29 protein-coding genes and 1 other annotated feature are annotated in these 26453 nt (G+C 47.7%); of the genes, 7 read left to right on the top strand and 22 right to left on the bottom strand.

The features are described from left to right. Positions 1 to 97: 97 nt before the first annotated feature. Entirely contained in the window at positions 98 to 1273 is a 1176-nt protein-coding gene (locus C3B52_RS17230) for a DUF2515 family protein (RefSeq protein ID WP_235615756.1), read from the bottom strand. A gap of 16 nt (positions 1274 to 1289) precedes the next feature. Here C3B52_RS17230 and shc point away from each other — a divergent pair, with 16 nt between their 5' ends. Next, positions 1290 to 3224 carry a squalene--hopene cyclase gene (gene shc, locus C3B52_RS17235; protein WP_235615757.1) on the top strand — a complete coding sequence of 645 codons (1935 nt, stop codon included), beginning with the start codon at positions 1290 to 1292 and terminating at the stop codon, positions 3222 to 3224. Here shc and C3B52_RS17240 read toward each other — a convergent pair. Beyond that, positions 3221 to 3424: a hypothetical protein gene (locus tag C3B52_RS17240; RefSeq protein ID WP_235615758.1), complete on the bottom strand. Its 204-nt coding sequence runs from the start codon at positions 3422 to 3424 to the stop codon at positions 3221 to 3223. The two genes, shc and C3B52_RS17240, sit on opposite strands and share 4 nt — an antisense overlap. Positions 3425 to 3600: 176 nt before the next feature. Between C3B52_RS17240 and C3B52_RS17245 the strand changes: the two genes are divergently transcribed. The 5 genes from C3B52_RS17245 (at position 3601) to C3B52_RS17270 (ending at position 5546) form a co-directional block, all read left to right on the top strand. Continuing rightward, the gene (locus tag C3B52_RS17245; RefSeq protein ID WP_103107644.1) at positions 3601 to 3852 is read left to right on the top strand and encodes a spore germination protein; all 252 of its coding nucleotides are present in this window, start codon (positions 3601 to 3603) and stop codon (positions 3850 to 3852) included. Then, on the top strand, positions 3849 to 4073 hold the full coding sequence (locus C3B52_RS17250; RefSeq protein WP_103107645.1) for a spore germination protein GerPB: 225 nt from the start codon (positions 3849 to 3851) through the stop codon (positions 4071 to 4073). The genes C3B52_RS17245 and C3B52_RS17250 overlap by 4 nt, the downstream gene beginning before the upstream one ends. Beyond that, the gene (locus C3B52_RS17255) at positions 4057 to 4731 is read left to right on the top strand and encodes a spore germination protein GerPC (RefSeq protein ID WP_235615759.1); all 675 of its coding nucleotides are present in this window, start codon (positions 4057 to 4059) and stop codon (positions 4729 to 4731) included. Before C3B52_RS17250 ends, C3B52_RS17255 begins: the two co-directional genes overlap by 17 nt. Before the next feature lie 196 nt (positions 4732 to 4927). Next, positions 4928 to 5302 carry a spore germination protein GerPE gene (locus C3B52_RS17265; RefSeq protein ID WP_103107648.1) on the top strand — a complete coding sequence of 125 codons (375 nt, stop codon included), beginning with the start codon at positions 4928 to 4930 and terminating at the stop codon, positions 5300 to 5302. Positions 5303 to 5330: 28 nt separating this feature from the next. Continuing rightward, positions 5331 to 5546 (top strand): spore germination protein, encoded by a 216-nt coding sequence (locus tag C3B52_RS17270; protein ID WP_103107649.1) that lies wholly within the window; start codon positions 5331 to 5333, stop codon positions 5544 to 5546. 99 nt (positions 5547 to 5645) lie between these two features. Here C3B52_RS17270 and C3B52_RS17275 read toward each other — a convergent pair whose 3' ends face one another. Together C3B52_RS17275 and C3B52_RS17280 are read right to left on the bottom strand one after the other, a co-directional pair. Beyond that, complete coding sequence (locus C3B52_RS17275) at positions 5646 to 6275, bottom strand: Hsp20/alpha crystallin family protein (protein ID WP_103107650.1); 630 nt, start codon at positions 6273 to 6275, stop codon at positions 5646 to 5648. A gap of 99 nt (positions 6276 to 6374) precedes the next feature. After that, positions 6375 to 7679 (bottom strand): LCP family protein, encoded by a 1305-nt coding sequence (locus tag C3B52_RS17280; RefSeq protein WP_235615760.1) that lies wholly within the window; start codon positions 7677 to 7679, stop codon positions 6375 to 6377. Positions 7680 to 7944: 265 nt separating this feature from the next. On the opposite strand from C3B52_RS17280, the gene C3B52_RS17285 reads away from it, so the two are divergent. Further along, positions 7945 to 8418: an NUDIX domain-containing protein gene (locus tag C3B52_RS17285; protein WP_103107652.1), complete on the top strand. Its 474-nt coding sequence runs from the start codon at positions 7945 to 7947 to the stop codon at positions 8416 to 8418. 88 nt (positions 8419 to 8506) lie between these two features. On the opposite strand, the gene C3B52_RS17290 is transcribed toward C3B52_RS17285, so the two are convergent. From C3B52_RS17290 to C3B52_RS17375, 18 genes are all read right to left on the bottom strand, one after another. Then, positions 8507 to 9901 (bottom strand): MFS transporter, encoded by a 1395-nt coding sequence (locus C3B52_RS17290; RefSeq protein WP_103107653.1) that lies wholly within the window; start codon positions 9899 to 9901, stop codon positions 8507 to 8509. A 15-nt stretch (positions 9902 to 9916) separates the two neighbouring features. Beyond that, complete coding sequence (locus C3B52_RS17295; protein ID WP_103107654.1) at positions 9917 to 11035, bottom strand: mandelate racemase/muconate lactonizing enzyme family protein; 1119 nt, start codon at positions 11033 to 11035, stop codon at positions 9917 to 9919. A gap of 20 nt (positions 11036 to 11055) precedes the next feature. Continuing rightward, positions 11056 to 11817, bottom strand: coding sequence for a TraR/DksA C4-type zinc finger protein (locus C3B52_RS17300; RefSeq protein ID WP_103107655.1), 762 nt, complete (start codon positions 11815 to 11817; stop codon positions 11056 to 11058). A gap of 175 nt (positions 11818 to 11992) precedes the next feature. After that, positions 11993 to 14776: an isoleucine--tRNA ligase gene (gene ileS, locus C3B52_RS17305; protein WP_103107656.1), complete on the bottom strand. Its 2784-nt coding sequence runs from the start codon at positions 14774 to 14776 to the stop codon at positions 11993 to 11995. Positions 14777 to 14833: 57 nt separating this feature from the next. After that, positions 14834 to 15104, bottom strand: a binding site (T-box leader). Positions 15105 to 15207: 103 nt separating this feature from the next. Beyond that, a complete protein-coding gene (locus C3B52_RS17310; protein WP_103107657.1) occupies positions 15208 to 15693 on the bottom strand; it encodes a DivIVA domain-containing protein in 486 nt (161 codons plus the stop codon). A 100-nt stretch (positions 15694 to 15793) separates the two neighbouring features. Continuing rightward, complete coding sequence (locus tag C3B52_RS17315; RefSeq protein WP_103107658.1) at positions 15794 to 16567, bottom strand: YlmH family RNA-binding protein; 774 nt, start codon at positions 16565 to 16567, stop codon at positions 15794 to 15796. 12 nt (positions 16568 to 16579) lie between these two features. Beyond that, positions 16580 to 16843 (bottom strand): YggT family protein, encoded by a 264-nt coding sequence (locus C3B52_RS17320; protein WP_103107659.1) that lies wholly within the window; start codon positions 16841 to 16843, stop codon positions 16580 to 16582. Positions 16844 to 16873: 30 nt separating this feature from the next. Continuing rightward, positions 16874 to 17299 carry a cell division protein SepF gene (locus tag C3B52_RS17325; protein ID WP_103107660.1) on the bottom strand — a complete coding sequence of 142 codons (426 nt, stop codon included), beginning with the start codon at positions 17297 to 17299 and terminating at the stop codon, positions 16874 to 16876. A gap of 45 nt (positions 17300 to 17344) precedes the next feature. Continuing rightward, a complete protein-coding gene (locus tag C3B52_RS17330) occupies positions 17345 to 18043 on the bottom strand; it encodes a YggS family pyridoxal phosphate-dependent enzyme (protein WP_103107661.1) in 699 nt (232 codons plus the stop codon). A 19-nt stretch (positions 18044 to 18062) separates the two neighbouring features. Next, positions 18063 to 18893 (bottom strand): peptidoglycan editing factor PgeF, encoded by an 831-nt coding sequence (pgeF, locus tag C3B52_RS17335; protein WP_103107662.1) that lies wholly within the window; start codon positions 18891 to 18893, stop codon positions 18063 to 18065. A 136-nt stretch (positions 18894 to 19029) separates the two neighbouring features. Beyond that, positions 19030 to 19314 (bottom strand): YlmC/YmxH family sporulation protein, encoded by a 285-nt coding sequence (locus C3B52_RS17340; protein WP_103107663.1) that lies wholly within the window; start codon positions 19312 to 19314, stop codon positions 19030 to 19032. A 145-nt stretch (positions 19315 to 19459) separates the two neighbouring features. Beyond that, the gene (gene sigG, locus C3B52_RS17345; RefSeq protein ID WP_049738529.1) at positions 19460 to 20239 is read right to left on the bottom strand and encodes an RNA polymerase sporulation sigma factor SigG; all 780 of its coding nucleotides are present in this window, start codon (positions 20237 to 20239) and stop codon (positions 19460 to 19462) included. A 148-nt stretch (positions 20240 to 20387) separates the two neighbouring features. Next, entirely contained in the window at positions 20388 to 21110 is a 723-nt protein-coding gene (sigE, locus tag C3B52_RS17350; RefSeq protein WP_103107664.1) for an RNA polymerase sporulation sigma factor SigE, read from the bottom strand. A 2-nt stretch (positions 21111 to 21112) separates the two neighbouring features. Beyond that, complete coding sequence (gene spoIIGA / locus C3B52_RS17355; protein WP_103107665.1) at positions 21113 to 22075, bottom strand: sigma-E processing peptidase SpoIIGA; 963 nt, start codon at positions 22073 to 22075, stop codon at positions 21113 to 21115. A 303-nt stretch (positions 22076 to 22378) separates the two neighbouring features. Next, entirely contained in the window at positions 22379 to 23458 is a 1080-nt protein-coding gene (locus C3B52_RS17360; RefSeq protein WP_103107666.1) for a GerAB/ArcD/ProY family transporter, read from the bottom strand. 27 nt (positions 23459 to 23485) lie between these two features. Beyond that, a complete protein-coding gene (locus tag C3B52_RS17365) occupies positions 23486 to 23701 on the bottom strand; it encodes a hypothetical protein (protein WP_103107667.1) in 216 nt (71 codons plus the stop codon). Positions 23702 to 23710: 9 nt separating this feature from the next. Continuing rightward, entirely contained in the window at positions 23711 to 24877 is a 1167-nt protein-coding gene (locus tag C3B52_RS17370; RefSeq protein WP_103107668.1) for a Ger(x)C family spore germination protein, read from the bottom strand. Continuing rightward, a complete protein-coding gene (locus tag C3B52_RS17375) occupies positions 24870 to 26387 on the bottom strand; it encodes a spore germination protein (RefSeq protein WP_103107789.1) in 1518 nt (505 codons plus the stop codon). The genes C3B52_RS17370 and C3B52_RS17375 overlap by 8 nt, the downstream gene beginning before the upstream one ends. Between the last annotated feature and the right edge of the window lie 66 nt (positions 26388 to 26453).

The raw sequence follows: 26453 nt of genomic DNA on the forward strand, positions 1-26453 counted from the left end.
TATCTACTACCTAAGTTGCCTGGGACCATGTATACAAAACATTCGTTCCCTCCTCTATTTTACTACATCGGACAAGTAAAGAAGAGGGAATGATTTCCTAAAACGGCCTTTCCCCAAAAATTTTTCCACGAGCAAGCACCGCAAGCTCCATTTTTTCGAGTGTCTGGCAGTACACCTCGCCCATCTCAGCTGTTTTCGCTGCCCCCTCTATCAACGTGAGCGACTTTATCACCTCAGCTTGGCCGTGATACCAGTCCACGTCAGCCGGATGGGGGTGCACGATCGTTTTCCAAGCGTTGCGAAGACCAGGGGAGTAGAGCCGATTTGCACCGGGCTTGATTCGACAGCTGGCTATTTTTCGCTGATAGCTCCTGCCTGGGACATTTTCGTTCAAATCGTGAAACAGATGAGGCCAAAAGTCTTTTCTCGAGCCTGAATGTGGAGTCTTCGCTGCCCATCGACTCACACCCTCCAAATAATCAGCCGTGCGAAACAGCAGGGCATATAAGCTCTTCCCCAAGGTGATTCGCTCGGATAAAGAGGCAAAATGCGAGACGTTTTGCCCTATCAAGCGCAGGGGAAGCTCATTTCTTGCCACGAATGCTTCCTGATAAGGATTGTACGGAAACAAAATTTGATTTAGCTGCAGCAGCTCCTGAAGTGCAAATGGCAACGATTGCAGCACAGTGCTCCTGTACTGCGCGTTTTTCATTACTTGCTCCTCCAAAAAATGTTGCTCATTGATAACCAAAGCGACCGCAAGCAGCTCACGATCCCCTTTTACCCAAAAAACATTCCATACCGCTTGCATAAAGGCAGAAACCTGTAGCTGGGGAAGCAGGTGAAAAAGGTTGGTCTGACGCTCTACGCTCTCCTCATACAGTAATAATTGAGGGTAGGCATCATGAAAGATCAGCCAATTCCCCCGTTCCAAAAATGAAAAGAAGTCCAGCTGCTCTTTTGCAGACAATAACCGTGGCAGCAATTCACCGCGCAGATCAGTCATACTCCACCCAGCATTGCGGGAAACAAGATGTGCCAAAAGCGCCCAGTGAATTTCGGGATGCTTTTCGTAAAAGTCGAGATAGGCACTGGTTCTGTCTATATTGTCAGCATTGAGCTGCTGTGTCTTATGCCGAATCCTCACCACGATTTCTTGCTCAGTTGCAGACAGCTTCTCCGGGGACTGCCCTCGTTTTTCTAGCGCTTGCCCCTTCTTTAACTCCTTGATCAGAGGCTGGAGCGGGTGATGAACGAACCATGGTACTTTCACTCTCCATCCTCCTTTGATGAAGCGTATTTTTACGGAGGTGAACGAGATGCAGGACGTGCAGCATGCCATACAGCGCATCCAATCGTTTTTGCAACAGAGACAGGAGGAAGACGGCTCTTGGAGATTTTGTCTGGAGAGCTCCCCCATGACCGACGCTCACATGATCATCCTATTGCGTACGCTTGGGATTGATGATGAGGATTTGATTGAGCAGCTCACGAAACATATCGCATCGAAGCAGCAGGAAAACGGCGCGTGGAAATTGTATCCGGATGAAGACGAGGGGCATTTGTCGACGACGATTGACTGCTATTTTGCCCTCTTGTACACTGGACGCTATACGAAAACTGATCCGAGAATGGCACAAGCCCGCGCCTTTATCCGTGAAAAAGGAGGGCTCACTCAGGCAAACATGCTGACCAAGCTTACAACATCACTTACGGGTCAGTATCAATGGCCACCACATTTTATCGTGCCAGTCGAGCTGACCTTGCTGCACCCCAGCTTTCCTGTCAGCTTTTATGATTTTGTCGGTTATGCCCGCGTTCACCTCGCCCCTATCATGATTTGTGCGGATCGTAAATACGTCCGCAAGCTTCCCACCACACCCGACTTGTCCGATTTGTATACGACTCCTCCTATCGCTCCTGGCATTTATCGTCATTCCATTCTCGATGGCTTTATTCGTGAAGGACAATCCTTTCTCTCCTCAATTCACTCGTACGTTCAACGCCTTCCATTTCTGCCAGCACAGCTGCACGAGCTTTCCCTTCACCGACTGGAGCAATTTATGCTTGCTCGGATCGAGCCGGATGGCACCCTTTACAACTACTCGACCTCGACCTATTTTATGATCTTTGCGTTGCTTGCTCGCGGCTACTCCCCCGACGATCCTGTCATTCGCAAGGCTATGAAGGGACTCGTCGATTCCGTATGTAAGGCGGATGCTGGCGTCCATCTGCAACTCGCTACCTCCGCAGTCTGGGATACGGCTCTTTTGACCTATACACTGCAGCGAAGTGGCGTAGAACCATCGCATCCAGCTATTCAGCGTGCGAGCCGTTACCTGCTAACGAAGCAGCAAGCAACGTACGGAGACTGGAAAATTCGAAATCCAGGTGCGAGTCCCGGAGGCTGGGGCTTTTCTGACTACAATACGATGAACCCAGACATCGACGATTCGACTGCTGCTCTGCGCGCTCTCCATTCCTTGGCCCAGCAGGATGTGACTGCACAAGCTGCTTGGAAGCGTGGACTCGATTGGGTATTATCGATGCAAAATGACGACGGAGGATGGCCAGCTTTTGAGAAAAATACGAATTCACCCTTGATTCGCCAACTGCCAATTGAAGGATCGGATACCGTCAGTACCGATCCATCCTCAGCAGACTTGACTGGCAGAACGCTGGAGTTCCTTGGTTCTTTGGCGGGTCTGCAGTTGACCGATTCGCGTATGCAAAAAGCATTGCGCTGGCTTCTCAGAAATCAAGAAGCGGACGGCTCTTGGTACGGAAGATGGGGCATCTCCTACATTTACGGGACGTGGGCGGCAATTACCGGCATGATGGCGGTTGGCGTATCACCCACGCATCCTGCGGTTCAAAAAGCGGTACAGTGGCTAATCCGGCAGCAAAATGACGACGGGGGTTGGGGGGAGTCTTGCATGAGCGATGAAAAGAAGCACTACGTCCCGCTTCGAGCAAGCACCCCCTCGCAAACCGCGTGGGCAGTTGATACCCTGATTGCCGTCTTCCCGCAATCGACCCCTGCACTTGCAAAAGGTGTCCGTTTTTTAATAAGCAGTATCGACACGAACGACTGGACTACTTCCTACCCAACAGGTGGGGGGCGTCCTGGCGGAACGTATTTTGCCTACCATAGCTACCGCTGGATCTGGCCGCTTCTCTCTTTGAGTCATTACCAAAATAAATACATGAAAGACCAAGCTTAATCTTGCGGTTCGGTCAGGATGGGTCTTCGTGCGAGAGGCCTGATTGGCACCTCTTTGTTCATGAGAACAGAATCTGCTGGCGTATCAAATACCGAAGAGCACGTAATGACATCCGCATCTCCAATTAAGATAAGAGAGGATTGTGTCGCCCCTTCCACTTCCATTTCTTCAACAGCAATTTTTTTATTGTTGACGCACATGTTTAAGCTCATCTTCTTATAAAGCTCCCTTTTTCTTTTGTGTAGTCATCGACAATTCGTGATGCTCCTGCATGATATGCCTAGCATTTCTGATCTGTCTCAAAAAACAGGTATGAACACCCACTGACCAATCACATAGAATACAAAAAGGGATTTCTCCAAAAGGATGTGAGAAGATGCCTGCCATCGTCGGAGTAATCAATGTCAACAGCATTAGTGGTGTCTTCAACGTCGGGGATGTCCGAAAAATTGCACCCGTCAGTTATACGAAAACCTTTGCAGGTGGCGGATCATTTAATTCAGGAACCAATCTGTCCTTGAAGATTCCGAAGAGCGTCATTTATGTAAATGAATCAAGAGGAGAAAATTGGCCCGTATTTGTGGAGGAAATGACTGAATCCACGACCGAGGGGCGAGATCAAACATGAACTTTTTTGTTCATCAAAATATTGTTATTCACAACTTAAAGATCGATGGCATTTCCAATTCATCGGTTTGCCAAATCGGAAGCGCAGGAATCATTAAGCCATTATCCCAGCTATACAATACGGGTTGCTTTACAGAGCCAGCCCCTTCTGTCGGGCCAGTGCCCCGCATGGAGCGGGAGGAGTTCATTCCCCTCGTTCCTCTGGTTGAGCCGACACGCTAGCGAGAAGGCAGCTTTATGCTTGATGAAGAGAAGGATGATCGTCATGTACATGAGTCCCGAGATGATGCAATATTTTCAGCAGCTACATGACTATTTGCATGTACAGAACCAAAAAATGGAGTCCATGAAGCAAATGCTTGTGCAAATGCAACAGGACCTTGATGAGCTGAAGGAAAAGCAGGTTCCCTCTGTGATTAAGAATGAATATAAATTTGACCTTTTAAAAGTGGAGAGATTAGAAGGTACGATGAACATCGGTTTGAATCCAAAAGGCTCTGACCCGAACATTGGAGATTTTGCCATCAACCAATCGATGGATGTACCTTCACCTCCTAAATCCGCATCCGATTCTTTTGATCGCGTCCAAAAAGAAATTCATCATTATCTCGACAATGAAGCCTATCGTGTGCTGGAGAGAATCGAAGAAGAATGTGGATACCCGCTCGACGATGCCTATCGCGGCTTTATCATGGATGACATTCGCAAACAGATTGATCATCGTATCCGGCATTACCTGAACCAGTTTGACACTACCCAATGGGAGCCTGAGCAGATTGATGCCTGGGAACAAAAAACGATTCAAAAAGTAAAACGCGATATTGAGCGAACATGCGAGACCTTCGTCCAAAATTTACCGCGTGAGAGGAACGATTCCTAACATGTTTTATCAGGTTACAAATGGGGACGTTTGTGTAGGAAACTTGAAGGTAGGGACTCTCGTTACGGCAAGCTCCCTGTTTATAGGGGATACGAAAACAGTGACTCTTACTTCCATTTATGAGACGCCTCCTGAAACTTTGATCGTAGGTGTCACAACTCCACGTCCTTCTGCAACGCAAAGGAGCTAAAAGCTGATGACCAAAAGAACCAGTCATGTACAGTCCTTGACCAACATTTCCGTTGATACCTCATCTGTTATACAAATTGGGGATTCCAAAGAGCTTGAGGCTGTTTCCAACGTGCTTGCCGTCCAACGCGAAAAAGCGATTTTTTACGAAAATGAATTTTTGTTTCGTGACTATTTCGCTTTTTGCGAACCCATAGATGTTCCCGTTATCGCAGAGCCACTTGAGATAACCACCTGTCACGAAACCTCGGCCATTTGCGTAAACAAGGTTAGGGTGAACTTTTTAGCAGCCTCGTCCGTCCTCCATATCGGCTCGAACGAATCAATCTGTTTGGGATCACGAGTTAAAAATATTCGACATATCATGAAGGACGCGGATTAAAACCAAATGTAGTGGGAGGCGAGATCCTTTGCCCTCAGTGATTGGTGCAGTCAATATAAACAGCAATTCAGGAACCGTGAATTTTGGCGACACCCTGAACATTTCTCCGAAAAGTGCTACCAAAACTTTTTCCGGCTCTGGCGGAGGCAATACGGGTAACCTCGTCAACACGATTAATGGTGTCAGTTCTACGAATACGCTCGATCCTAGTGTCGTCGATCAGCCACTCGTCGGGAACGTATAAGATGCAGTGTTAATGCTTTTCATTAACACTGTTTTTGCCGTGAGTCGGACAAGTCATTCGCTCATTTCCAAGACGAAAAAAAGAGAGGGCTGCAGCCCCCTACAAATTTGCTTTAAAGGTAGTTTTTCTTTCCCGAAAGGTATTATCTCTGGCCAGGATCAATTCCAGCAATCCATCCTCGTACTTTGCCTTCATTCCATTTGCACTGACTGGCACGGGAAGCTCAACTTCCCGGTAGAAAGGTCCATAGTAACGTTCCAGCAGTACACGTGAGCGCATATAGGCAGGCTCCTTGATTTCCCCTTTTAGCTCAAGCAGTCGCTGATCTGTTAGTGTCACTTCCAAACTGTCACGCGCAAAGCCGGGAAGCTCACAGCATAGAATAACAAGCTTATCTGTTTGAAAAATATCCAGCGTCGGAAAAGATTCCGTTTCATTGATTCGCACGATGGGTGTTGGATGCCTTTCTTTTTCTGGCTCTGTTTTTCTTTCTTTGCCCCTGCCTTTGTTTTTCGCTTTTTTTATGGTAGGAACAACTTTGTTTGCCTGTGCCTGTGGATTCTGAATCGAATGATTGTTTAGTTTGACCAAATTATCCCAAAAGCCGGTGTCCAAGATTTGATTCATTTGGCTTAATGCTTTCCAAGGATGCTCTTGGTCCATGCTCAACCTGGAGAGACTCTCCGATGTTTTTTGCAGCTGCTTCATGGTCTCCCGCAAATTTTTCAACCACCATCACCCTCCGTTCCTGCTAGCTGGCAAGGAACACCAATCCCATATACCTCACAATCAGTATATGTACATATGCCCGGGTGGGTGTGCTATTTGCTATTCACCGTTTTGGGCGCTGTCCGTATAGTTGGTTACGGGTGCAGGCGGAGCAAGAATATCAGGAGGCGGCATGTCACTTGGTATCTGCTGATCGACAGGTTCTTCGGCGATATCAGATGGTGGCGACTGAGTCGCAGGCTTTGTTGCCGGCTTCTGCGTTGCGGGCTTATCCGTTTTGGGCTGCTCTTTTACCGTGGTCGCAGGCTTTGGCTGCGTAGACGGTTTCGGATTTGCCTTCATCTCTGCTTTCGCTACTTCAGCCACGGCAGCATTGCTGAGCTGAGCAGACGCTACCGCTCCATTCTCGCCTAGCTCTGCGCGCAGGGTGTTACGAATCGCTTGCATGTTTTCAAGTGGCCAGAGCGAGTATGGCGAGCTCCAGAACGCTCCATTGTCTAGCGAAACCATATTCTCTGAGTTCAGCTTGCCAAAATCAAGTGCCAGACCTTTAATCTGATCTTTTGACAGGTCTGTTTTGATATGCTTGCCAACCGCTTCCATTACGGATGTCAAGCTCGAGATACCATCTACAGAAACGACTTTGTCCGCTACCGCACGAATCACCTGCTGCTGGCGTCGATTTCGGTCAAAGTCACTGGAATTGTAAGCATCGCCACGCCTGTCTATGCGGTGACGTACAAAACCAAGGGCTTGTTCGCCATTCAGTACTTGTGTTCCTTTTTTCAGATTACGGTAGACGCCCTCTTTTGGCAGCTCGTAGACGAGATCCCGATCTACATCGACCTTTACCCCGCCCAGCTTGTCAATCACAGCTGTAAAGCCCTCAAAATCGAGCTGAACATAGTGACCAACAGAAATACCGAGCATGTGATCCAAGGTTTTCTTGAGCAACGTCATGCCATTCTCTGTCTCGGGTTTTCCTTTGCTTTCCGCTTCTTTTTTTATATTTTCCCCAAGGGCAAATACTTCGTTGACCTTGTGATATCCGGGATAGCCTGGAATCTGGACCCGAGTGTCACGGGGCAATGAGACCATCGTAAGCTTTTGTGTGACTGGATTTGCGACGGCTACGACCAGTACGTCTGTGTTTAGCATTCCGATATTTTTGCGTGTATCGACACCGACGATGACGAATGAAAGAGATTTCTTTTCCTCATATGGCTGTTCCACGACAGGCTGATTAGGCAGCTTGTACGGATCTTCTGTTACGATTTCAAGTGTTTTGTCGACTTCCCTGAGGGCATAGCCCACTCCGATCGCCAGCAAACAGAGCATGAGACAACTTGCCAAAAGCACGTATATCCGCGTGCTTCGTTGTCCGCGTTTTTTCTTCTTTCGCATTGGCTTAGACGGAATAGGGGGTTTCTCATTTTTGGAGGGCACGTCTATTTGTTCACTCCTTTTCTCGTTACGGCGTCAAATTTTGCTTTTTTGATTTGTTTTATTTTTCTGGAAAACATTTGTCCCATTTTACCACATTCTGCCGATTATTTGTAGAATCATGGCGAGATAGTCGCACAGAGATTGACGGAAGGTTCTTGCGCTGGCCAAATGAAACAGGTAGTCTATCAGTAACGAATACCGCGATATTGAAGGAGAACAGGTCATGTATGCTTTTTTAGATGACTTTGGCTTGCCAGTCACGCTTACTTTTGACTCGGATGAATTTAGGCGGCACGAGGCACGCCATGTCCTGATTTTTGCCTTTTGGCGCGGCAAGCTGCTGTTTACCCGCCACCGTACCAGAGGCATCGAATTGCCTGGGGGAAAGATCGAGCCAGGGGAGAGCAGTCTGGCCGCTGCTGTCCGTGAAGTGTATGAAGAAACAGGCGCCATTTTGGACGGACTCGAACGAATTGGACAATATACGATCAACGGCGACATGAGAAAAGATATTTATGTGGCGAGGGCTCTTTCGTATACCCCACAGCCTACAGGCAATGATGTGGCAGGTGCCCTTTATTTTGATGAGCTTCCTCGTGCTTTAAAAGGAAGTCCCGATTTTAGCCGTATTCTCCATGACGATGTCTACCCTCTGTCACTGGAACGAGCGTTACGCCATCCTTTTGCTACTACATAATTTTTGCTCGCCCTGAAAAAAACAGGCATACCCTGCCCTTTGCACGCTGAAGCTATAAGCTCAAGTGCCCGGGTCGCTGGGATGCCTGTTAGTTTTTTTCCTTTTCCTTATCCTTGTTTCCTGTTAATACCCGTTTTATCAGCTCATTTGGGTCAAAGCCGTACTTTTCCACAGCTCGCTCCCTGTTTTTTGTTTCCACAGTCTCAGGTTCGATGCCAAGCACCTCAGAAATATGGCGCCAGGCTTGTGTCTCCTGCTCTTTTTGCGTTTGCTCTGCGGTCCCTTGGGATTGGTTCTCGGCCTGCTTTGGTTTTAAAAAGAAGATCGCAATAATCCCAAAGACCAGTGATAAACCTGCAATCGTGCTAAACATGACGGTGCGAGAAATCCCGAGCAACCATGTGAAAATTGGCGGTCCTACAGCCACCCCGATAAACCTGACACCACTGTATAAAGAGGTAATCATTCCACGCTCGGACTTTTGAACCGCTCCTACAATCATGCTGTTCAAGCAAGGCAGGATCAGCCCTGTTCCCAGGCTGCCGATGACGAGAATCCCGATCAGTGCGTACGCCCCTTTGACAAAGCTTGCAAGGACGTACGAAGCTGCTAGCATAAACATGCCCACGATAACAAACAGCCGCATCAGACTTAGCTTTTTCTTTATGATAAGCCCAGTCACATATGCCGCTATGCTCATTACCAGCAACGGTATGGCTAAAAACGCCCCTTTTAAGACGCCATCAATTTTGTACTTTTCCTCCAGCAGATCTGACAGATAAAACAGCACGCCAAACAACGTAAACAGGCAGATGCTCCCGATAAAAAAGGCTGGCACAAGCCACTTGCCGTGCTGCTTGAAAACTTCTCCAATCGAGTGAATGTACTGCTTGATTGGTAACGGCTGTTTTTCCTGCTTTTTTTCTTTGGTCAAAAACAGGAAGAGGAGGAGTATCACTCCACAAATGATCGGGAATGCCAGGAAAACCATATACCAGGCAATAAGCGCGAGCAACGAACCAAATATCGGGCTCAGTACTTTCCCAAGTCCATTTGAGGTTTCCATAAGTCCCAGTGCCCTGCTCTCAGAGGCCCCGTTAAATAAATCCCCGACCAAAGCCATCGCAATCGGAGCCGTACCAGCTGCTCCAATCCCTTGTAAGACGCGCCCTCCCATGATCATCATGTATGGATTGTCTACCCATAGCGCGGCAAGACCTGCGAGCAAACCACCCACCCCGTATAGGGAGAGTGCGACGATAATCACCATTTTTCTGCTGAAGCGATCTGACAAATAGCCTGCGAGTGGAATGACAATTCCTGCTGCAATGGAAAAGGCCGTGATCAATAGGCTCGTTTGCAAAGATGTAAGATGCAGCTTGGATTTCATTGTAGGCAAAACAGGTATTAGCATCGAGTTGCCAAGTACCATCACCAGTGGAATTCCAGTCAGTCCTATCAGGTTTTTCGCATTTTGTGCCATACGAAACTCCTCATCCTACGCATAGGCGCTGCCATCCCAGCGCGTCGCGTTAATTATCTCCCAATTTGGCTCTACACCAATCCCGACTCCATCTGGAATGGTCACACTTCCATTGACGAGATGGACAGGAAACAAATACGTAAATGGATTCTCCATGACATCCCACTCAATAGGCTCAATTTGGTCAGCATCCATCTTTGACCAGGGCAACAGACACGCCTGGGCAAACAAGGTATATAGTCTGGCTAAGCTCCCGTCAAAAGAATGCGGCGAGACACGATAGCCAAACTCGCGAGCCATATTTAGATGGAGTCGAAATGCATCGATTCCTTCTGTATGCAATAAATCCGGCTGGGCGATATCGATTGCACCCTCTTTATAAAGCGGAAGAAATTGGGCGCAGCGAACCAGATTTTCTCCCCCCGCAAGCGGGATGGATAATGAGGAACGTAGTTTTACGTATTCCCCCGATCTATCCATAGGCATCGGCTCTTCTAGCCACATCCAGTTCCCATAGCGTGCAAAAAGAGGTTTCCATTTTGCTGCTGTCGCCAAATCGTAGCTTTGGTTGGCGTCTACCGCTACCTGCACGTTTTCCGGCAATGTTTTCATCAACGCCTCGATGTGAGCCTGATCTTCCTGAAACGCTTTTCCGCCGATTTTTACTTTCACTTGTTGGAAGCCAGCTTGTACTTGCTCTAGCACTCTTTGTATAGACAGCTGTATCCAGTCTGTGCCTTCCGTATAAGACTGGAACGAAGCATAAACAGGAATATGGGGGTGAATTCTGCCACCCCATAGCTGACAGACAGACATGCCTGCCGATTTGGCAGCGATTTCGGTCAAGGCCATACTGACTCCTGCTGCTGATCGCTGATGCCATTTGCTAATCACATCAACAAGCGCTATTCGCTCAGATGCTTGCTTTCCCAATAGGTATGGAATAATCCGCTCACGAAAGCCTTTATCCAAGGTAGGGAGCCAATCAATCACTTCTCCCCACCCATCTATTCCGGAGCGTGTGATTACACGTATGAGATACGATGTCCGATAACGCTTGTATCCATTCGCATCGCCGTATGCTTGGGATAGGTGATGGAGGAGCGGGTACGTCTCAACTCGTTCGATCTGCATATTAGGCGTTGCTCCTCCTGTCACAGCAAATCGTTCCGCCCTTCCCGCTCGTATCGTTCTTCTTCATAGTCATCGTAATCGAGATAATTTCCTTTCCCCTCGCCTTTGCGCATATATTCCTCATATGTGCCGCTACGCATGAAATGAACGCTATCAGGACCGTGATAGCCTTCGATATCGGTATAACCGATTTCTTCCACAGCCTCCACAAATCCATCCGGCTCATCGCTCTCGATGTACATTTCCTTGTAATCGGTCTTGTCGTTATCTACATAGGAAAATGGTGTACTCGAGGTACCCCACGCCTCAACGATTTGCCACGCATCCTCGCCATCAAAGCCATTCTGCCCTTCCTTTTCATCCAAAGACGTACGGCCAAACGGAGGCTGTAAAAACTCTTCCTCAATCGGACGTGACTCGTTGACCATCGGAGCCGGTGCATGCTCCTTGCACGTCTGCGCTTGTGGCAAAGCCTCCAGTCTTTCTTCTGGAATTGCTTTTCCACAAACCGTACAGATTCCGTATTGGCCTTCGTCCATACGGGTCAAGGCTTGGTCAATTTCCTTGAGCGTCTCCCTGTCCAGACTGTCCAAAGCCAAATCCTTTTCCCGCTCAAACATTTCACTACCGATATCAGCGGGATGGTTATCGTACATAGAAAACTCCTGCAAAGAAGTTGTCATCGGTTCTCTCATGCCATAATGGTCCTGCACACGATCCTCGAGTTCTTTTTTTTGGTCAAGCAGCTTTTGCTTGAAGCTAGCGATCTTATTCTGGTCCACGCTCGGCCACCACCTTCATTTGGTTTCCTCAACAGGTAGTATGTCTCGCACCCACGTAAATAACCCACCAAAACCAGAGGCTCATGGAAAATGGGAGCTGTCGCTTGGAGACTGTGCAAAAGAAAAAACCTGCCATCCATTGAAGGACAGCAGGTCGTTTTGCAAAGAATGAAGCTTATTCGGTTACATGAGCGTAGTGTTCCTCTACGATATCAGCACAACGTCCGCAAATAGACGCATGTGACTCACGGGAGCCTACATCTTGTTTAACTACACGGCAACGCTCGCATTTGACGCCTTCCGCTGCCGAAACAACTGCAGAAATACCTTCCAGCTGTGCTGCTTCTGCCGGAGCTGCCACTCCATGAGCATGAAGCTCCACATCAGCTACGATGAACAGGTCAGCCAAATCATCCATAGCTGCCAACGTCTTTGCTACTTCCTCTGTTTGTGGGTAGAGTGCAAGCTTGGCATCTACTGAGTTACCAAACACTTTGTTGCGGCGCGCTTCTTCCATTGCTTTGAGGACTTCATCCCGAACTTCGAGGAAAGCGTCCCATTTTCTTTCTTCATCTGCAGAGAAGCTGAGATGCTGTTGATCTGCTTCCGGCATATCTGTCAGCTGTACGCTCTTCTCAGTAACACCTGGTACGAATGCCCATACTTCATCTGCAGTATGTGGCAGAAGTGGGGCAACCAGCTTCACCAGATTCACGAGGCAATCGTACATCACGGTTTGAGCTGCGCGGCGTTTCAAGCTGTCAGGAGCTTCCACATACAGACGGTCTTTACAAATATCAAGATAGAAAGCGGAAAGATCGATAACGCAGAAGTTACGAACAGCATGGAAAACGGTATGGAACTGGTAGTCGTCGTACGCTTTGCGCACGCGGCTTACCATTTTCGCTGCTTTCGCCAGCACATAACGATCCAGCTCGCCTAACTGTTCATACGCTACGCGATCTTTTGCAGGATCGAATCCATCGAGGTTTCCGAGCAAGAAACGGAACGTATTGCGGATTTTCCGATACACTTCTGCAATTTGACTCAGGATCGCATCAGAAATGCGTTGATCCGCCTGGTAGTCAACAGACGCTACCCACAGACGCAAAATGTCTGCACCCATGCTGCTGATGACTTGTTGTGGAACGATTGTATTTCCAAGCGACTTGGACATTTTGCGTCCTTCGCCATCTAGAGTGAATCCGTGGCTCAGTACACCTTTGTAAGGCGCTGTTCCATAGACGGCAACGCTCGTCGACAAGGAAGAGTTGAACCATCCACGATATTGGTCAGAGCCTTCCAAGTATAGATCAGCTGGCCAGCTTAGTCCGCGTTCTCTCAGTACAGCCTGGTGACTGGAGCCAGAGTCGAACCAAACGTCCATAATATCGGTTTCTTTGCGGAAGTCTTTGCAATCGCACTTGCTGCATGTCAGACCCTCTGGGATCAGCTCATTGGCTTCACGAGCGAACCAGACAGAAGAGCCCTCTTTGCGGAACAGGTCTGCAACATGATTGATCGTAGCATCATTAATGATTGGCTCATTGCAGGACTTGCAGTAGAAAATCGGAATTGGTACTCCCCATACGCGTTGGCGGGAGATACACCAGTCGCCACGATCGGCAATCATGTTAGCCAGACGTGTTTCGCCCCAATGCGGAATCCATTTTACATTTTTGATCGCTTCCAGCATTTGCTCACGGAAACCGTCAATTGATGCAAACCACTGCTCAGTCGCACGATAAATTACTGGTTTTTTGGTGCGCCAGTCATGTGGATAGGAGTGGGTAAAGAAGCTCAGCTTCAGGAGAGCACCGGTTTCTTTCAGTTTTTCTGTAATTACTTTATTTGCGTCCTCATAGAACAGACCTTCGAAGCCAGGAGCTTCACTGGTCATTTTTCCTTCGTGATCGACTGGGCAAAGCACACCCAAACCGTATTTTTGTCCAACGTTGAAGTCGTCTTCCCCGTGTCCTGGTGCGGTATGTACGCAGCCAGTACCTGCGTCCAGAGTTACGTGTTCACCCAGGATGAGCTGGGAAGTACGGTCATAGAACGGGTGCTGTGTTAACACACCTTCGAGCTCTTGACCCTTATGGGTAGCCAGCACTTCTGGATTTTCCCAGCCAATTTCTTTGCTAGCGGCTTCAAGCAATCCGCTTGCGACAAGGAATTTGCGACCGTCGACTTTTACTACGCTGTATTCCAGCTCAGGATGCAGGGAGATAGCCAGGTTTGCAGGCAACGTCCAAGGAGTAGTCGTCCAGATTACTACACCTGTTTCTGTATCCAATTTGCCTTTGCCATCTACTACTTGGAAGCTGACATAGATGGAAGGTGAACGCTTGTCCTTGTATTCGATCTCAGCATCAGCTAATGCGGTTTCAGAGGACGGAGACCAGTATACGCAACGCAGACCTTTGTAGATGTAGCCTTTTTTCGCCATTTCGCCAAAGACGCGAATTTGGTTGGCTTCATACTCAGGGAGCAGTGTCACGTAAGGGTTTTCCCAATCGCCGCGAATGCCGAGACGCTTGAATTGATCACGCTGCTTGTCGATGTAGGACCACGCATACTCTTCACAGCGTTTGCGGAAATCGTTTACTTCGATACTGCGACGATCCAGGCCTTGTGCATTGACAATCGCCTGTTCAATCGGAAGTCCATGTGTATCCCAGCCCGGGATGTATGGGGAACAGAAGCCTGCCATCGATTTGTAGCGCACGATGAAGTCCTTGAGAATTTTGTTCAGGGCATGGCCAATATGGATGTCTCCATTTGCATAAGGAGGACCATCATGCAAAATGAAGGCAGGACGTCCAGCTGTCCGCTCCTGAACCTGCTTATAAATATCCATTTCTTCCCAAGCAGCCTGCATTTGCGGCTCGCGATTCGGCAAATTGCCGCGCATCGGGAAATCCGTTTTTGGTAGCGATAAGGTTTTGCTGTAATCCATAGCCTGATTCACTCCTAAATAATGAATAAAAAAATAAAAGCCTCCACTCATCCCTGTAAAAGGGACGAGAGAAGACTCCCGTGGTACCACCCTGATTGAGCGAATCCATTGGCAAAAGCCAACAGAAAAACGCTCCACTTGTCTCATCCGTAACGGGAATGACGCGCTCACTTACTCGCCTGCTTCCATCTGGAATTGATGGGTCACAGATTTTCGGGTATTGGACTCCTGGGTGATTTTCGTGCGATTGCAACTGGCCGGGTTTTCACCTGTTCCCGACTCTCTAAGCAGTGCTCCATCGCCTACTCTTCCCATTCATCGTCTACTTGAAGCAGCTGATTGTGCTGGTATTCAGCTGCCACATATGTTTATTTGTAATCCAAAAAGTTTGTCTTTCATTATAGTATCATCATAAACCGAACGTCAATGATTTATTCAACAGCTACGGCTGAATCTGCCTGCTCGATATCATCCCAAGCGCCATTTTCGAGCATTTCGAGCTGTGCCTCAAGCAATGTTCGGAAACGCATGCGGTAAACGGATGCCCGTTTTTTCAGCTCCTCGATCTCGATCGCGATTTTGCGGGATTTGGCGAGAGCCTCGTTGACGATTCGATCCGCATTTTTCTCCGCTTCTTTTAAAATCAATTGCGCTTCCTTGCGTGCATTGGATTTTACATCCTCTGCGGTCTCTTGGGCAACGAGTATGGATTTGCTCAAATTCTCTTCCAAACTCTTATAGTAATCGACGCGCTCATTCAACATCGCGACGCGTTCTTCCGCTTCTTTTTTTTCTTTGATCAGAAGCTCAAAATCCTTGATCACCTGATCGAGAAATTCGTTTACTTCATCGATGTTATAACCGCGAAAGCCAGTGCTGAATTCTTTGTTATGTATATCCAATGGCGTTAATGGCACATGAACCCCCCACTTTTCCCGATAATTCGTTCTTTCTATTTTCGACAGGATTTACCTTGTTTCCTGCCCGATTTTACAAATTTTTGCGTCCTGTTTCATCTTATGTAACCAGTCCAACGATCATGCGAATTCTTCCACTGCGAGTTGGCCCCGCTGTCTCAAGCAGTTTAAATCGCCCAAATCCAGCCATCGACACCATATCTCCAGTCCGTAGCTGATGAGACGGGTCTTCGACGATTTTCCAGTTGACTTTCACTTTTCCTGCACGAATCGGGACAAGCGTTTTTGCTCTGGAGAGATTATGTACCTCCCCGAGAATCGCGTCGATACGCGGAGAGGCAACCGTGATGGTTTTTTCCGTATATCGCGGCTCTGGAGGACGAAATTTCTCCCACGAAACTCGCTCAAACTGGACGGATGTACGATGAATTTGCGTCACCTGCGTGCAAACATAATCCGCCACTTCCTCTTGCACAATGGAGTAGCAATGGTCAGCATCTGTGAGCATATCGCCAAATTTTTCTCGCTTTAACCCTGCATTCAAAAGGGCTCCCATCACATCGCGATGCTCCAACGCATGGAATCGCTGATCTGCTTTGATTGCCAAAAGTACGATTCGATAATCTTCGGGGTCTGGAATCAGATAGTCCGGGTGCAGAATCACTCTGACGCGCTCTGCCCCTTCATAGCCTCCGTTCGAAGAAACACTCACATCCTGCACTTGCGAGGCGAGGCTCTGAAAAATACTAAGCTGTCTGGGGTCCACAAAATCAGTAAGGCGCATGGCCTGCTTGCGCTCTACCAGCGTCAGCATTTCCAGCGCCCGTTCTACAAAAGGACGTTCTTCTTTTGCAAAATGATCAAATACACTCATGTTTTCACTCGCCTACATCAGTTTTACCAAAATAGTATACAATCCATCGTACGCAAGGCGCAGAGTAATCAAGGCGACGATCGGGGAAATATCGATAAAACCGAGTGTAGGAATAAACCGGCGAAACGGTGCCAAATACGGCTCAACCAATCGTTCCAATAGCTGCCCAATTCCTGTACTCCGCATTTGCGGAACCCAGGACATCAGTATGTATGCAATAATCATGAATTGATAAACGGTAAAAGCAAAATTTACGACTGTCAACAAGTAATACATTGGCTCACCCTTTTTTTCGTCGTTGAATCACTACTCCTCCATTACGCTGGAGATGGTTCCTTGAATGTCCACGTGATCGGGAGTGCATACAAAAATAGTATCTCCCACCTTTTGGATATCACCGTTCAGCGCATAGACCGTCCCGCTCAAAAAGTCGATGATTCTCTTCGCTTGATCCTTTTCCACGCGATGCAGATTGACTACTACGGGTCTACGATGACGAAGATTGTCAGCGATATCTTGTGCATCACTATAGTGACGGGGTTCACAGAGGATCAAACGAATCCCCTCCTTTTCCCGCGCTTGAAACGGCACCACGTTATTTGCCCGGCTTTGGCTAGCAGGCTGTCTCTTATTGGAGGAATCAGTGTCGTCGTGTTCCTCTTGTACCGTTTCCTCGATGTATTCTTCGTTCTCCAAACCTAAAAACCCCATCAGCTTGTTCATGACACCCATCTTTCTTCCTCCTCTCTAGCTTGCTAGTCTTGTGCGACTCGCATGTTATTCCGGCTTGACTAATACAGAGCCAAGACGAATATATGTAGCTCCTTCTTCGATTGCAACCTCAAAGTCACTAGACATGCCCATCGATAGCTCCTCGATATGCGCATGTGGGAACGCCCATTCGTTAATGCGTTCTTTCCATTCATATAAACCACGGAATACTTGACGCGCCTCTTCCTGATTATCGACAACAGGCGCCATCGTCATTAATCCAATGATCTTTATATGTTTCATATTACTGGTTTCACGCAAAAAAGCCAATACATCATTGGGACTAAGCCCAAATTTTGTCTCTTCGCCAGAAATATTCACTTGCAAAAAGCAATTCACTACGGTATCTAAGGCTTCTCCGCGTTTGTTCAGTTCCTGGGCGAGCGATACACGATCAAGCGAATGGATGTACGGAAAGCGTCCCACAACTTCTTTTGCTTTGTTTGTTTGCAAATGTCCAATAAAATGCCACGTACCTCTATCTCCGTGCAGCTCATGCTTGGGAAGAGCATCCTGTACGCGATTTTCTCCAATGTCCATGACCCCTACATCCAGCAGGTCACCAATCGCTTGGGCATCGATGTATTTGGTTACAGCAATGATTTTCACTTCTTCCCGCTTGCGACCCGCCCGGTCACATGCCGCCTGGATTCTTTCCTCGATGGCTTGCAGCCGATCTTTTATTGCTTGCTGCTCATTCGTCATGATTTGTTCTCCTCTCCTATTACCGTTGATCCTTCCAGCCGATAAACGATGCCATCCGTCCAGTAGTGCCAGCGGTGCCCGCTTCCTTTCGATGCGAGAAAAACATGTCTGTGCGGCAGCTTGTACACCAATCTGTTGTCATGATTTGCTCAGAAGCTATACCTGACTCGAGCAGGATGGACGTATTCAATTGCCGCAAATCAAGCATGTATCGATCATTTTGGGATGCTGTAACTGCCTTTTCCCACTCTTTTGCACTCGCTTGTACTTGTGTAATGATCCGGTCGTCCACCTCATAGCAGCATCCGCCAATCGAAGGACCAATTGCAACTAGCAGCTCTTCTGGCTTCGCATGAAAGTGATGCTGCAAGGATTTGACCATTTCCTCAGCAATTCTTGCAACCGTGCCCTTCCAGCCTGCATGAGCGAGTCCAACCGCGCCAGAAGCAGGATCAAGGAAGTATAAAGGCACACAATCTGCATAGAAGGACGTCAGCAGAACACCCTTTTGCCCAGTAAACAGGCCATCCGTTGCCTTGATCGCGTCATCCAGGCTATCTTTGCCCGCTCCGGCTGCCATCACCTGGCACACCTGATTGCCATGCACCTGATCAGCGCACGTCCACGCGGAAAAAGGCATGTCTACTTCCTTGGCAAGCTTTTGTCTGTTGGATACAACATGTCCTGGATCATCTCCCACGTGCAGTCCCATATTAAAAGACCCGTACGGTTGTTCACTTTCCCCGCCCGTACGAATCGTAAACCCGGCCAAAAGTCCTGGAAAGCGGCTCTCCCACTCCAGCAAGCGTAAGAATGGCTTCTCCTCTACCATAACAAACGGTTCTCTCATGTTGATCTCACCTTCCTCATATGGCTTATCATACCATAGCCGCGAAGATTAGAGAAACGTGGCTTATCGCCCACTCCCGCTCGGGCAACTCCTTTTGCCAAACGTGAAAAAAAGGCGCTTTTCCGCCTTTCTTTCCTTAGTCCCTGTATTCATCTCCGCCAGAGGTTCTCGCTTCAACCTTCAATGTCTCTTCCATTCGTACCAGCACCACATCTTTCCCGATTTTGACAATATTTCGCCAAGGGATGACGTAGTCGTTCCCGGAAGAAAAGAAGCCGAGAAACTTGCCTGGTCCCGGTATGACGATGGCCTCCACACGTCCATGGCGCAGGTCAATCTCAAGATCAGAGATTTGGCCCAGCCGTTTCCCATCCAAAATATTCACCACTTCTTTGGTCTGGAAGTCAGAGATTTTCACCATTCTCCCTCACCTACTTTTCTCCGTTACTTTCAGTATATGAGCCTGAATGAGAATATGTCCGTTTCGTTCGGGGTGGGGATTAGAAAAACTTTGAACAAAAAAACCCGACGAGGAGTAATCCGCCGGGTGAAGTATGTAGTTCAGCTTACGATTGCACGTGCTTTTGCATATGAGCAATTGCCGCTTTTTCCAGGCGCGATACCTGGGCTTGTGAAATGCCGATTTCCTCTGCAACCTCCATCTGGGTTTTCCCCTCATAAAAGCGCATCGACAAAATCATTTTTTCCCTGTCCCCCAGACGCTGCATCCCTTCACGCAGGGCAATTTCCTCTACCCAAGTGACGTCCTTGTTTTTTTCGTCGCTGATTTGATCCATCACATAAATAGGGTCCCCGCCGTCTTGATAAATCGGTTCAAACAACGACACCGGATCCTGGATCGCATCAAGTGCAAACACGACGTCTTCCTTGGCCACGTTTAATTCCTGGGAAATCTCTGTAATGGTGGGCTCTCGCGAATGCTTGTTGGTCAGGTTGTCACGCACCTGCAATGCTTTGTAGGCAATGTCTCGCAGGGATCTGGATACGCGAATCGGATTGTTGTCCCGTAGATAGCGTCGTATTTCCCCAATTATCATCGGAACAGCATACGTAGAAAACTTTACGTTTTGTCCGAGATCGAAGTTGTCGATCGCTTTCATCAATCCAATGCAACCCACTTGAAACAGATCATCTACAAATTCTCCGCGATTGTTGAAACGCTGGATCACGCTGAGTACCAAGCGCAAGTTTCCGTTGACCAGTTTTTCACGTGCAGGCAGCTCGCCGCTCTGCAAACGCTCGAACAAATCCCGCATTTCTTTGTTAGTCAATACCGGAAGCTTGGAGGTATCTACCCCGCAGATCTCGACTTTATTTCGCGTCACGTCTTTCCCTCCTCGAAGCAAGAAAAAAGTCCCTAACCCGGTTGTCTTGAAAGGCCGCGTACTGACGCGTAGCCGACAAGTAATGGCAAAAGGGCCACTATCTGTCACGGTTTAGGAACAGTATCCCCTCAGGATGGGAAAATATGCGTTAGACCATCTTGTTGAATTCTTTTCGCAACCGTTTTATAATTCGCTTTTCCAGACGCGAAATATACGACTGCGAAATGCCTAGTAGATCTGCTACATCCTTCTGTGTCTTCTCCTCTTCCCCCGCCAATCCAAAACGAAGCTCCATAATGATTCGTTCCCGTTCCGAAAGTTTATCCAGGGCTTTTTTCAGCAGCTTGCGATCCACTTGATCCTCGATGTTTTTGTAGATCGTGTCATTCTCCGTACCCAATACGTCAGAGAGAAGCAGCTCATTTCCGTCCCAATCAATGTTCAGCGGCTCGTCAAAAGAGACTTCGGAGCGGATCTTGTTATTTCTACGCAAATACATCAAGATTTCGTTTTCGATGCAGCGGGAAGCGTATGTCGCGAGCTTAATGTTCTTATCTGGATCAAACGTATTTACGGCCTTAATCAAGCCTATTGTCCCGATACTGACCAAGTCCTCGATGTTGATCCCTGTATTCTCAAACTTGCGAGCGATGTACACCACCAGACGAAGATTTCGCTCAATCAGCATACCTCTGACCGCGGGATCTCCAGATGGTAACCGTCCGAGCAGCACTTCCTCTTCTTCTCTGGTTAGAGGTGGAGGCAATGCTTCACTCCCGCCGATATAGTAGACTTCTTCAGCGCGTGCACCAATCCATAGCAGGAAACGGTACCAGGTCAATTGTAAATGTAGGCGAAGTTTTACATACATGATTAGCCCTCCTGTTTGAGAATAAAGGTTGGTTCTTGCATATCTGTTTCCATCATGGCCGGATGGACGATGGCCTGGTACTTCCCGTCAGCTGCGAGTGGAATCGGATTGAGTCCGATCAGCACCTTTTCCGTTTCATAGCGAGCGCCGTTCTGCATGACAAAAACATGGTCCGGTTTGATTGCGAGCAAAAAATCCATTCCTCTTGATACACTTCGGTATGGAATCAATCGTACGCGAGATTGCCACTGGGGAGGAAGCTCCTCCCAAGATCCGTCCAGCTTCTCCCACACTCCACCGTTTTCATCGGTTTGTCGGAGAAGCGACGGCGGAAGCAGATGTGCTAACATTTTCGTTTCCATGATCATGACGGGAATGCGCGTAATCGGTTCATGGAGCTGGTTACCAGTATCAACCAGACCGCGGCAAATCACTTTTTCACCAAACAAGGTCACAACTACATCGACGAGAAAGGCTTCGATTCTGCGCGGCTCCTGGATCGCACGGTAGCTCCTTTTTCCGAGTACAAACACCAGTGCAAAACCAATGACGAGAATCGCGAGCGTCGGTTTGAATCCAATCCCAAAACCATCGTTATGAGTCACCACCAGTCCATTCACGATTTCACTTCGAGGAGCCAAAAAGTATTGAAGCCCAAACACTCCTCCGCCAAAAACAAACGCAACGAAGTAAAAAATAATCAGGTTGTTGGCAAACGCCAGCAGTCTTCTGTTCCCAAAGGCAATCCACAGCATCACGATAGAAAATAGCAGCTTCACAGACCATTGATACATGGAAGAAAACGCCGGAAAAAAGAAAAAGGCGAGATAGGTGCATCCAAAAAGGGACGCAAGCGCAATCCTCCACCATACCACGCGCTCTTTGCGAAAATACGCAGTAAACCAGAGCAACAAGGTATCAATGCCCATGTTCAGGAGTAGAATGATATCAAGGTACACAACCACTGCTGGCTCACCTCCTGTCCTTCCCCTCACCTGGCTTGCAAGCATACGTGAAGAATGAATATATGCGAGAAATGCCACGCTTGGTTGTGCCGGAACAGGTATGTTCGTGGACTACCTCCTATCAGTAAATGCAGTATATATCAATGTGTATGTAAAGTCTGTCAATTCTTGACGGTGTTTTTTTGGTTTTTTTGTAGAACGTTTTTTGTCATAAAACCTCCTTCCCACTCGTACAAAATTACCCGCTTGTCCCCCCTTTTTTGGTACCCATCTGCAGATGCTCGAGACTTTTCTTACCCTTTGTCATACTCTGGAACGTATCTTGTGAACGATGATGTATATCACTGGCATGAGCTGCACAACAAGCAAAAATACGGCAAAGGAAGCGGAACCTGAGAATGCAGCAAACTCTGCGGGACGCCTGGTAGATTCGTTTACGAATACATATACGAGGCTTGCTAACAAAAACGTAAATGGGCGGTGTGTACTTACCTTCAACGCCTGTGCCAGCAAATGAGCAGCAACGTACAGTAAAAGGATGCATTTGATAAACAACGAAGAAGACCACAGCGAGATCATGACTGGGTCCAGATTATCGATGATATTCTCCAATCTAGTAAAACGAGTCAGCTCCATTAGCGGAAAGCGTAGTTGGCCGCTTAAATGTGGACCAAAGTTCATCAGCGTAACGATCCAGTACATCAGGATCAGTAGACAGGCACTTACTTTGGTGATGATCACATACTTCATTGTCTTATGATGCATCTGAAAATGCGGGAGCATGATCAGGACGAGCATCATTTCTGCAAACCAGGGCGTTACATATATGACAGATTTCCAGATTGTTGAGGAGTCCCAATGTGTGAGAAGCGCCACACTCATTTCCAGTTTCATCGTTCCTGGAGAAAGCAGTAAAAGGAGCAGCAAAGCACCAAAAATCAAGATAAACAGTCCATCAGCCATGAAGATCATAGTCTGTAGCCCGCTGCGTGCCACAAGCGAAATGCAAAGCAAAAAACCACCTGTCACAACCCAGTTGGGAGTGCCAGGCAAATAAGTAGAACCGAAAAAGTCTGTATAGGCAGTTAGTGTCATCGTCAGAAGTAGCGTACAGTAAAAAACAAATAAGATTAGGATAGCTTTATGAAGCCATTTTCCGACGATCCGCTCTCCAAACATCCCCCACTGCTCCTCTCTGTCATAGGAGGCGAGCTTTACGGCGAAGAAGCTGATGATGGTTCCAATGGCACATGATAAGATGATCACGAGCCAGCCCTCATATTCGGCAAAGAAAAACAGCTGATCAAGCAGAAAAACCAATGGCGTAGAGATTAAATAGATCATCCAAATTCGAACCATTTGGAAAGGAGTAAATCTGTACAAGCTATCACCTCCTATCTTTTTCGCTGTCTATGAAAAATCGATCAGCGAATCAATCCAGCCAAATAAGATGCGAACGACAGTATAAGGCAATGGGGGCCAGTTAAACATGATCGCAGCAGCTTCAAAGAGTAAGAACAGCAGCCAGACCCACCGAAAGACACGCTTTGTATAAGCTCCTTCGTTGCTCACACCTCGCCATTCGATGCTTACGATTGCTGCAAAGAGTAAAAGCAAATGGAACATATGCCCCCCTTACTTCAAATTCCATATTGGCTTTAATTCGCCATTGTAGTGCACTACCTTGATCTGTGTTTGAATTTCAAAGTGTACGTTCTCCTTGTAATAATCCGGCCAGTTTGCACGTACACTCTTCCAAAACTCTGGGTACCACCACTCCAAGTAAGATCCTAATTGAAGAACGTCGGCTTTCACCGTTTGTGATTTTTCTAGGGCGCTTCGCAAGCTGGTTGTTATTTTTTGATTCAAGCCAGCTTCTGCACGTTGTAGTTTTTTCGGGTCTGCAATATCAACTGGAGTATCTGCTGCTTCAAGTCCGGCCTCGGCTGTCATGGTTATTCGAAACACGACCTTTTCCTTTTGCAGGATTGGTCTGATCTTATTTTTGGGCTGATAAAGAATAAAGGTGTACGAGCCATCTCGCAGCTTTATCGTGTATTGAGGGTCCTTTAACGAGCCGTAAATCCAGCTGATTCCTCTGGCATCAGACTCGGGCAGTGTCCCTACCATTTTCCCAGCCTGCAGCATCACAGCCCCATCAGGCTTTGCCCAGTAGGCGCGCTGCCCGACTTCTCCGTGCATCGTCTTGTAACCGATCGTAATCTGCGTGACAGCCATCCCTTGTCGTGCATGTAAGCTTTGCAAGACATCCTTCAGACTTTTATCCAGTAGTGTTTGATTGTTGGCAAACTGACGCAGCACTTCACTGGGCGACTGCTCATACACAGGCGCGAGATTTGTCAAATCTTTTGCATTCCCTTTTGCCACAAAAACAAATGCCTTGAGATGGAACGATTGCTCCCTGACCAACCACTCCAGTAAATCATCCATCCCTTTCTCTGCATACTTTCTGCCCAGCACGATCACCTTTGTTTGGCCCCACGTCAGTTTCCGCGTAAGAGTGGCTTGTATTTTTCGAAAAGCTTCCGGCAGTGAGACTGCTTTTTCTGAAAGTACTCCAAATGAGGTGGGATCACTACGATTCCCTGATTGCCCGGTGTTGTCAAATCGATTGGGCAGCGGAGTCACAATCGTCAACTCTACTTCACCTGGCTTATCCGTCAAATCTACAAACAGTCCGGTAATAAAAGACCGTTCATTTATTTCAACCTTTGACCAGCAGCCAGATAACGTACTGCAAAGGACAAGGCCAGCAAGCAGCAAGCGCCATTTCTTACTCATAATCCCTTCCCTGCCTCTGACTATTGTCTGTACCGTATGAGCGGGGACGATTATTCATTTTTGGCCATTGGACACGCAAGAATACATCCTTCCAATCCGCAAACACGAGTGGCGCGACCGGATACAAATACGGAACCCCAAAGGAGCGAATCGATACCAGATGCCAATACAAGATAAGCATGCCGATAATGATTCCGTACAAGCCAAACATTCCTCCCAGAATGAGCATCGGAAACCGTAATAACCGAAAAGACAGCCCTAGCTCAAAGTGCGGGATGATAAACGAAGCAATCCCCGTAATCGATACGACGATAACGGTAGGTGCTGAAACCACTCCTGCCTGAACGGCTGCTTGTCCGATCACGATAGCGCCGATAACGGATACGGTCTGACCCAATGGGCGGGGAATACGTATTCCAGCCTCCCGCAGCCCTTCAAATGTAAATTCCATAATCAGTACCTCTGCCAAAGCCGGAAACGGTATTTTTTCCCTCGCTGCTGCTATTGTAATCAGCAAGTCAGATGGAATCATTTCTGGATGAAAGGTCGTGATGGCAATATACAAGGACGGCACAAGAAACGATGCCAACACAAAGAAAAACCTGATCCACCGAATCCACGTAGCAGCTATGTAACGCTGGAAATAATCCTCAGGAGACTGCATAAGCGAGAAAAATGTAACAGGCACAATCAGTGTCTGTGGCGAACCATCCACCATAATACCGATTCTGCCTTCGAGCAGAGAGGAAACTAATGTATCCGGTCGTTCTGTATACTGGATGGTCGGAAAAGGTGACAGGGGCTGGTCATCCAAATGCTCAGCTACGTAATTGGAGCTGAGAACGCTGTCGATATTCATCTTGTCCAGCTTGCTTTGTATTTCGTGCAAAGTATTTTCGTTGCATAAGCCCTCCACGTACACGATGTAAGCAGTTGTCTTTGTATACTCCCCCAATTCGTACTGGACCAGCTTGAAGTCGGGATGCTTGATCTTGTGCCGCACTAACGAGACGTTGTTATGTATATTTTCCACAAAGGCTTCCTGTGGGCCGGTCAAAACGACTTCATTTTGGGCTTCACTGATCGAGCGTTGACTGTACTTAGTTAGAGGGAACACGCAAATCATCTTTTGCTGATCGATCAGCAGTGCCAAATCTCCAGCTAATATATCTGTAATGACTTGTTTGACAGACGATGTTCCTCTGGAAATGACAGGGGACAATGAGCCTGAGAGCGCCTCCGCTAATAGCTCCCTGCCCGTAACTGCCTGACCTCGTGATACTAGTGGGGGGATGATTTGTTCATACAAGAGTGTCTTGTCGATAATCGTTTCGATGTAAATGAGTGTACAAGCCGCATCTGGCCCGAGCTGAATTCGCTGATAGGTGACATCCGCAACATGCTGTAAATAAGCCTGGATTTCATCAAGAGGATTTTCGGATGTATGTATCGGCTTCGCAGACTGGTTGGATTGTAATTGCTCGTGAGCATGAATTTTCTTTCGATGCATCCATCTGAACAACGACAATCCCCTCCTCATTCCACAACTTCTGTTCTTCTTTTTCCCCACATGTCT

This window comes from Brevibacillus reuszeri, assembly GCF_002897295.1.
Classification (GTDB): Bacteria; Bacillota; Bacilli; order Brevibacillales; family Brevibacillaceae; genus Brevibacillus; species Brevibacillus reuszeri_A.

Coding starts and splice junctions, on each gene's coding strand:
- shc (WP_235615757.1), top strand. CDS start 1,290: ATGAAGCGTATTTTTACGGAGGTGAACGAGATGCAGGACGTGCAGCAT.
- C3B52_RS17240 (WP_235615758.1), bottom strand. CDS start 3,424: ATGTGCGTCAACAATAAAAAAATTGCTGTTGAAGAAATGGAAGTGGAA.
- C3B52_RS17245 (WP_103107644.1), top strand. CDS start 3,601: ATGCCTGCCATCGTCGGAGTAATCAATGTCAACAGCATTAGTGGTGTC.
- C3B52_RS17250 (WP_103107645.1), top strand. CDS start 3,849: ATGAACTTTTTTGTTCATCAAAATATTGTTATTCACAACTTAAAGATC.
- C3B52_RS17265 (WP_103107648.1), top strand. CDS start 4,928: ATGACCAAAAGAACCAGTCATGTACAGTCCTTGACCAACATTTCCGTT.
- C3B52_RS17280 (WP_235615760.1), bottom strand. CDS start 7,679: ATGCGAAAGAAGAAAAAACGCGGACAACGAAGCACGCGGATATACGTG.
- C3B52_RS17285 (WP_103107652.1), top strand. CDS start 7,945: ATGTATGCTTTTTTAGATGACTTTGGCTTGCCAGTCACGCTTACTTTT.
- C3B52_RS17290 (WP_103107653.1), bottom strand. CDS start 9,901: ATGGCACAAAATGCGAAAAACCTGATAGGACTGACTGGAATTCCACTG.
- C3B52_RS17295 (WP_103107654.1), bottom strand. CDS start 11,035: ATGCAGATCGAACGAGTTGAGACGTACCCGCTCCTCCATCACCTATCC.
- ileS (WP_103107656.1), bottom strand. CDS start 14,776: ATGGATTACAGCAAAACCTTATCGCTACCAAAAACGGATTTCCCGATG.
- C3B52_RS17315 (WP_103107658.1), bottom strand. CDS start 16,567: ATGAGTGTATTTGATCATTTTGCAAAAGAAGAACGTCCTTTTGTAGAA.
- C3B52_RS17320 (WP_103107659.1), bottom strand. CDS start 16,843: ATGTATTACTTGTTGACAGTCGTAAATTTTGCTTTTACCGTTTATCAA.
- C3B52_RS17325 (WP_103107660.1), bottom strand. CDS start 17,299: ATGGGTGTCATGAACAAGCTGATGGGGTTTTTAGGTTTGGAGAACGAA.
- C3B52_RS17330 (WP_103107661.1), bottom strand. CDS start 18,043: ATGACGAATGAGCAGCAAGCAATAAAAGATCGGCTGCAAGCCATCGAG.
- pgeF (WP_103107662.1), bottom strand. CDS start 18,893: ATGAGAGAACCGTTTGTTATGGTAGAGGAGAAGCCATTCTTACGCTTG.
- C3B52_RS17340 (WP_103107663.1), bottom strand. CDS start 19,314: ATGGTGAAAATCTCTGACTTCCAGACCAAAGAAGTGGTGAATATTTTG.
- sigE (WP_103107664.1), bottom strand. CDS start 21,110: ATGTATGTAAAACTTCGCCTACATTTACAATTGACCTGGTACCGTTTC.
- C3B52_RS17365 (WP_103107667.1), bottom strand. CDS start 23,701: ATGTTCCATTTGCTTTTACTCTTTGCAGCAATCGTAAGCATCGAATGG.
- C3B52_RS17370 (WP_103107668.1), bottom strand. CDS start 24,877: ATGAGTAAGAAATGGCGCTTGCTGCTTGCTGGCCTTGTCCTTTGCAGT.
- C3B52_RS17375 (WP_103107789.1), bottom strand. CDS start 26,387: ATGCATCGAAAGAAAATTCATGCTCACGAGCAATTACAATCCAACCAG.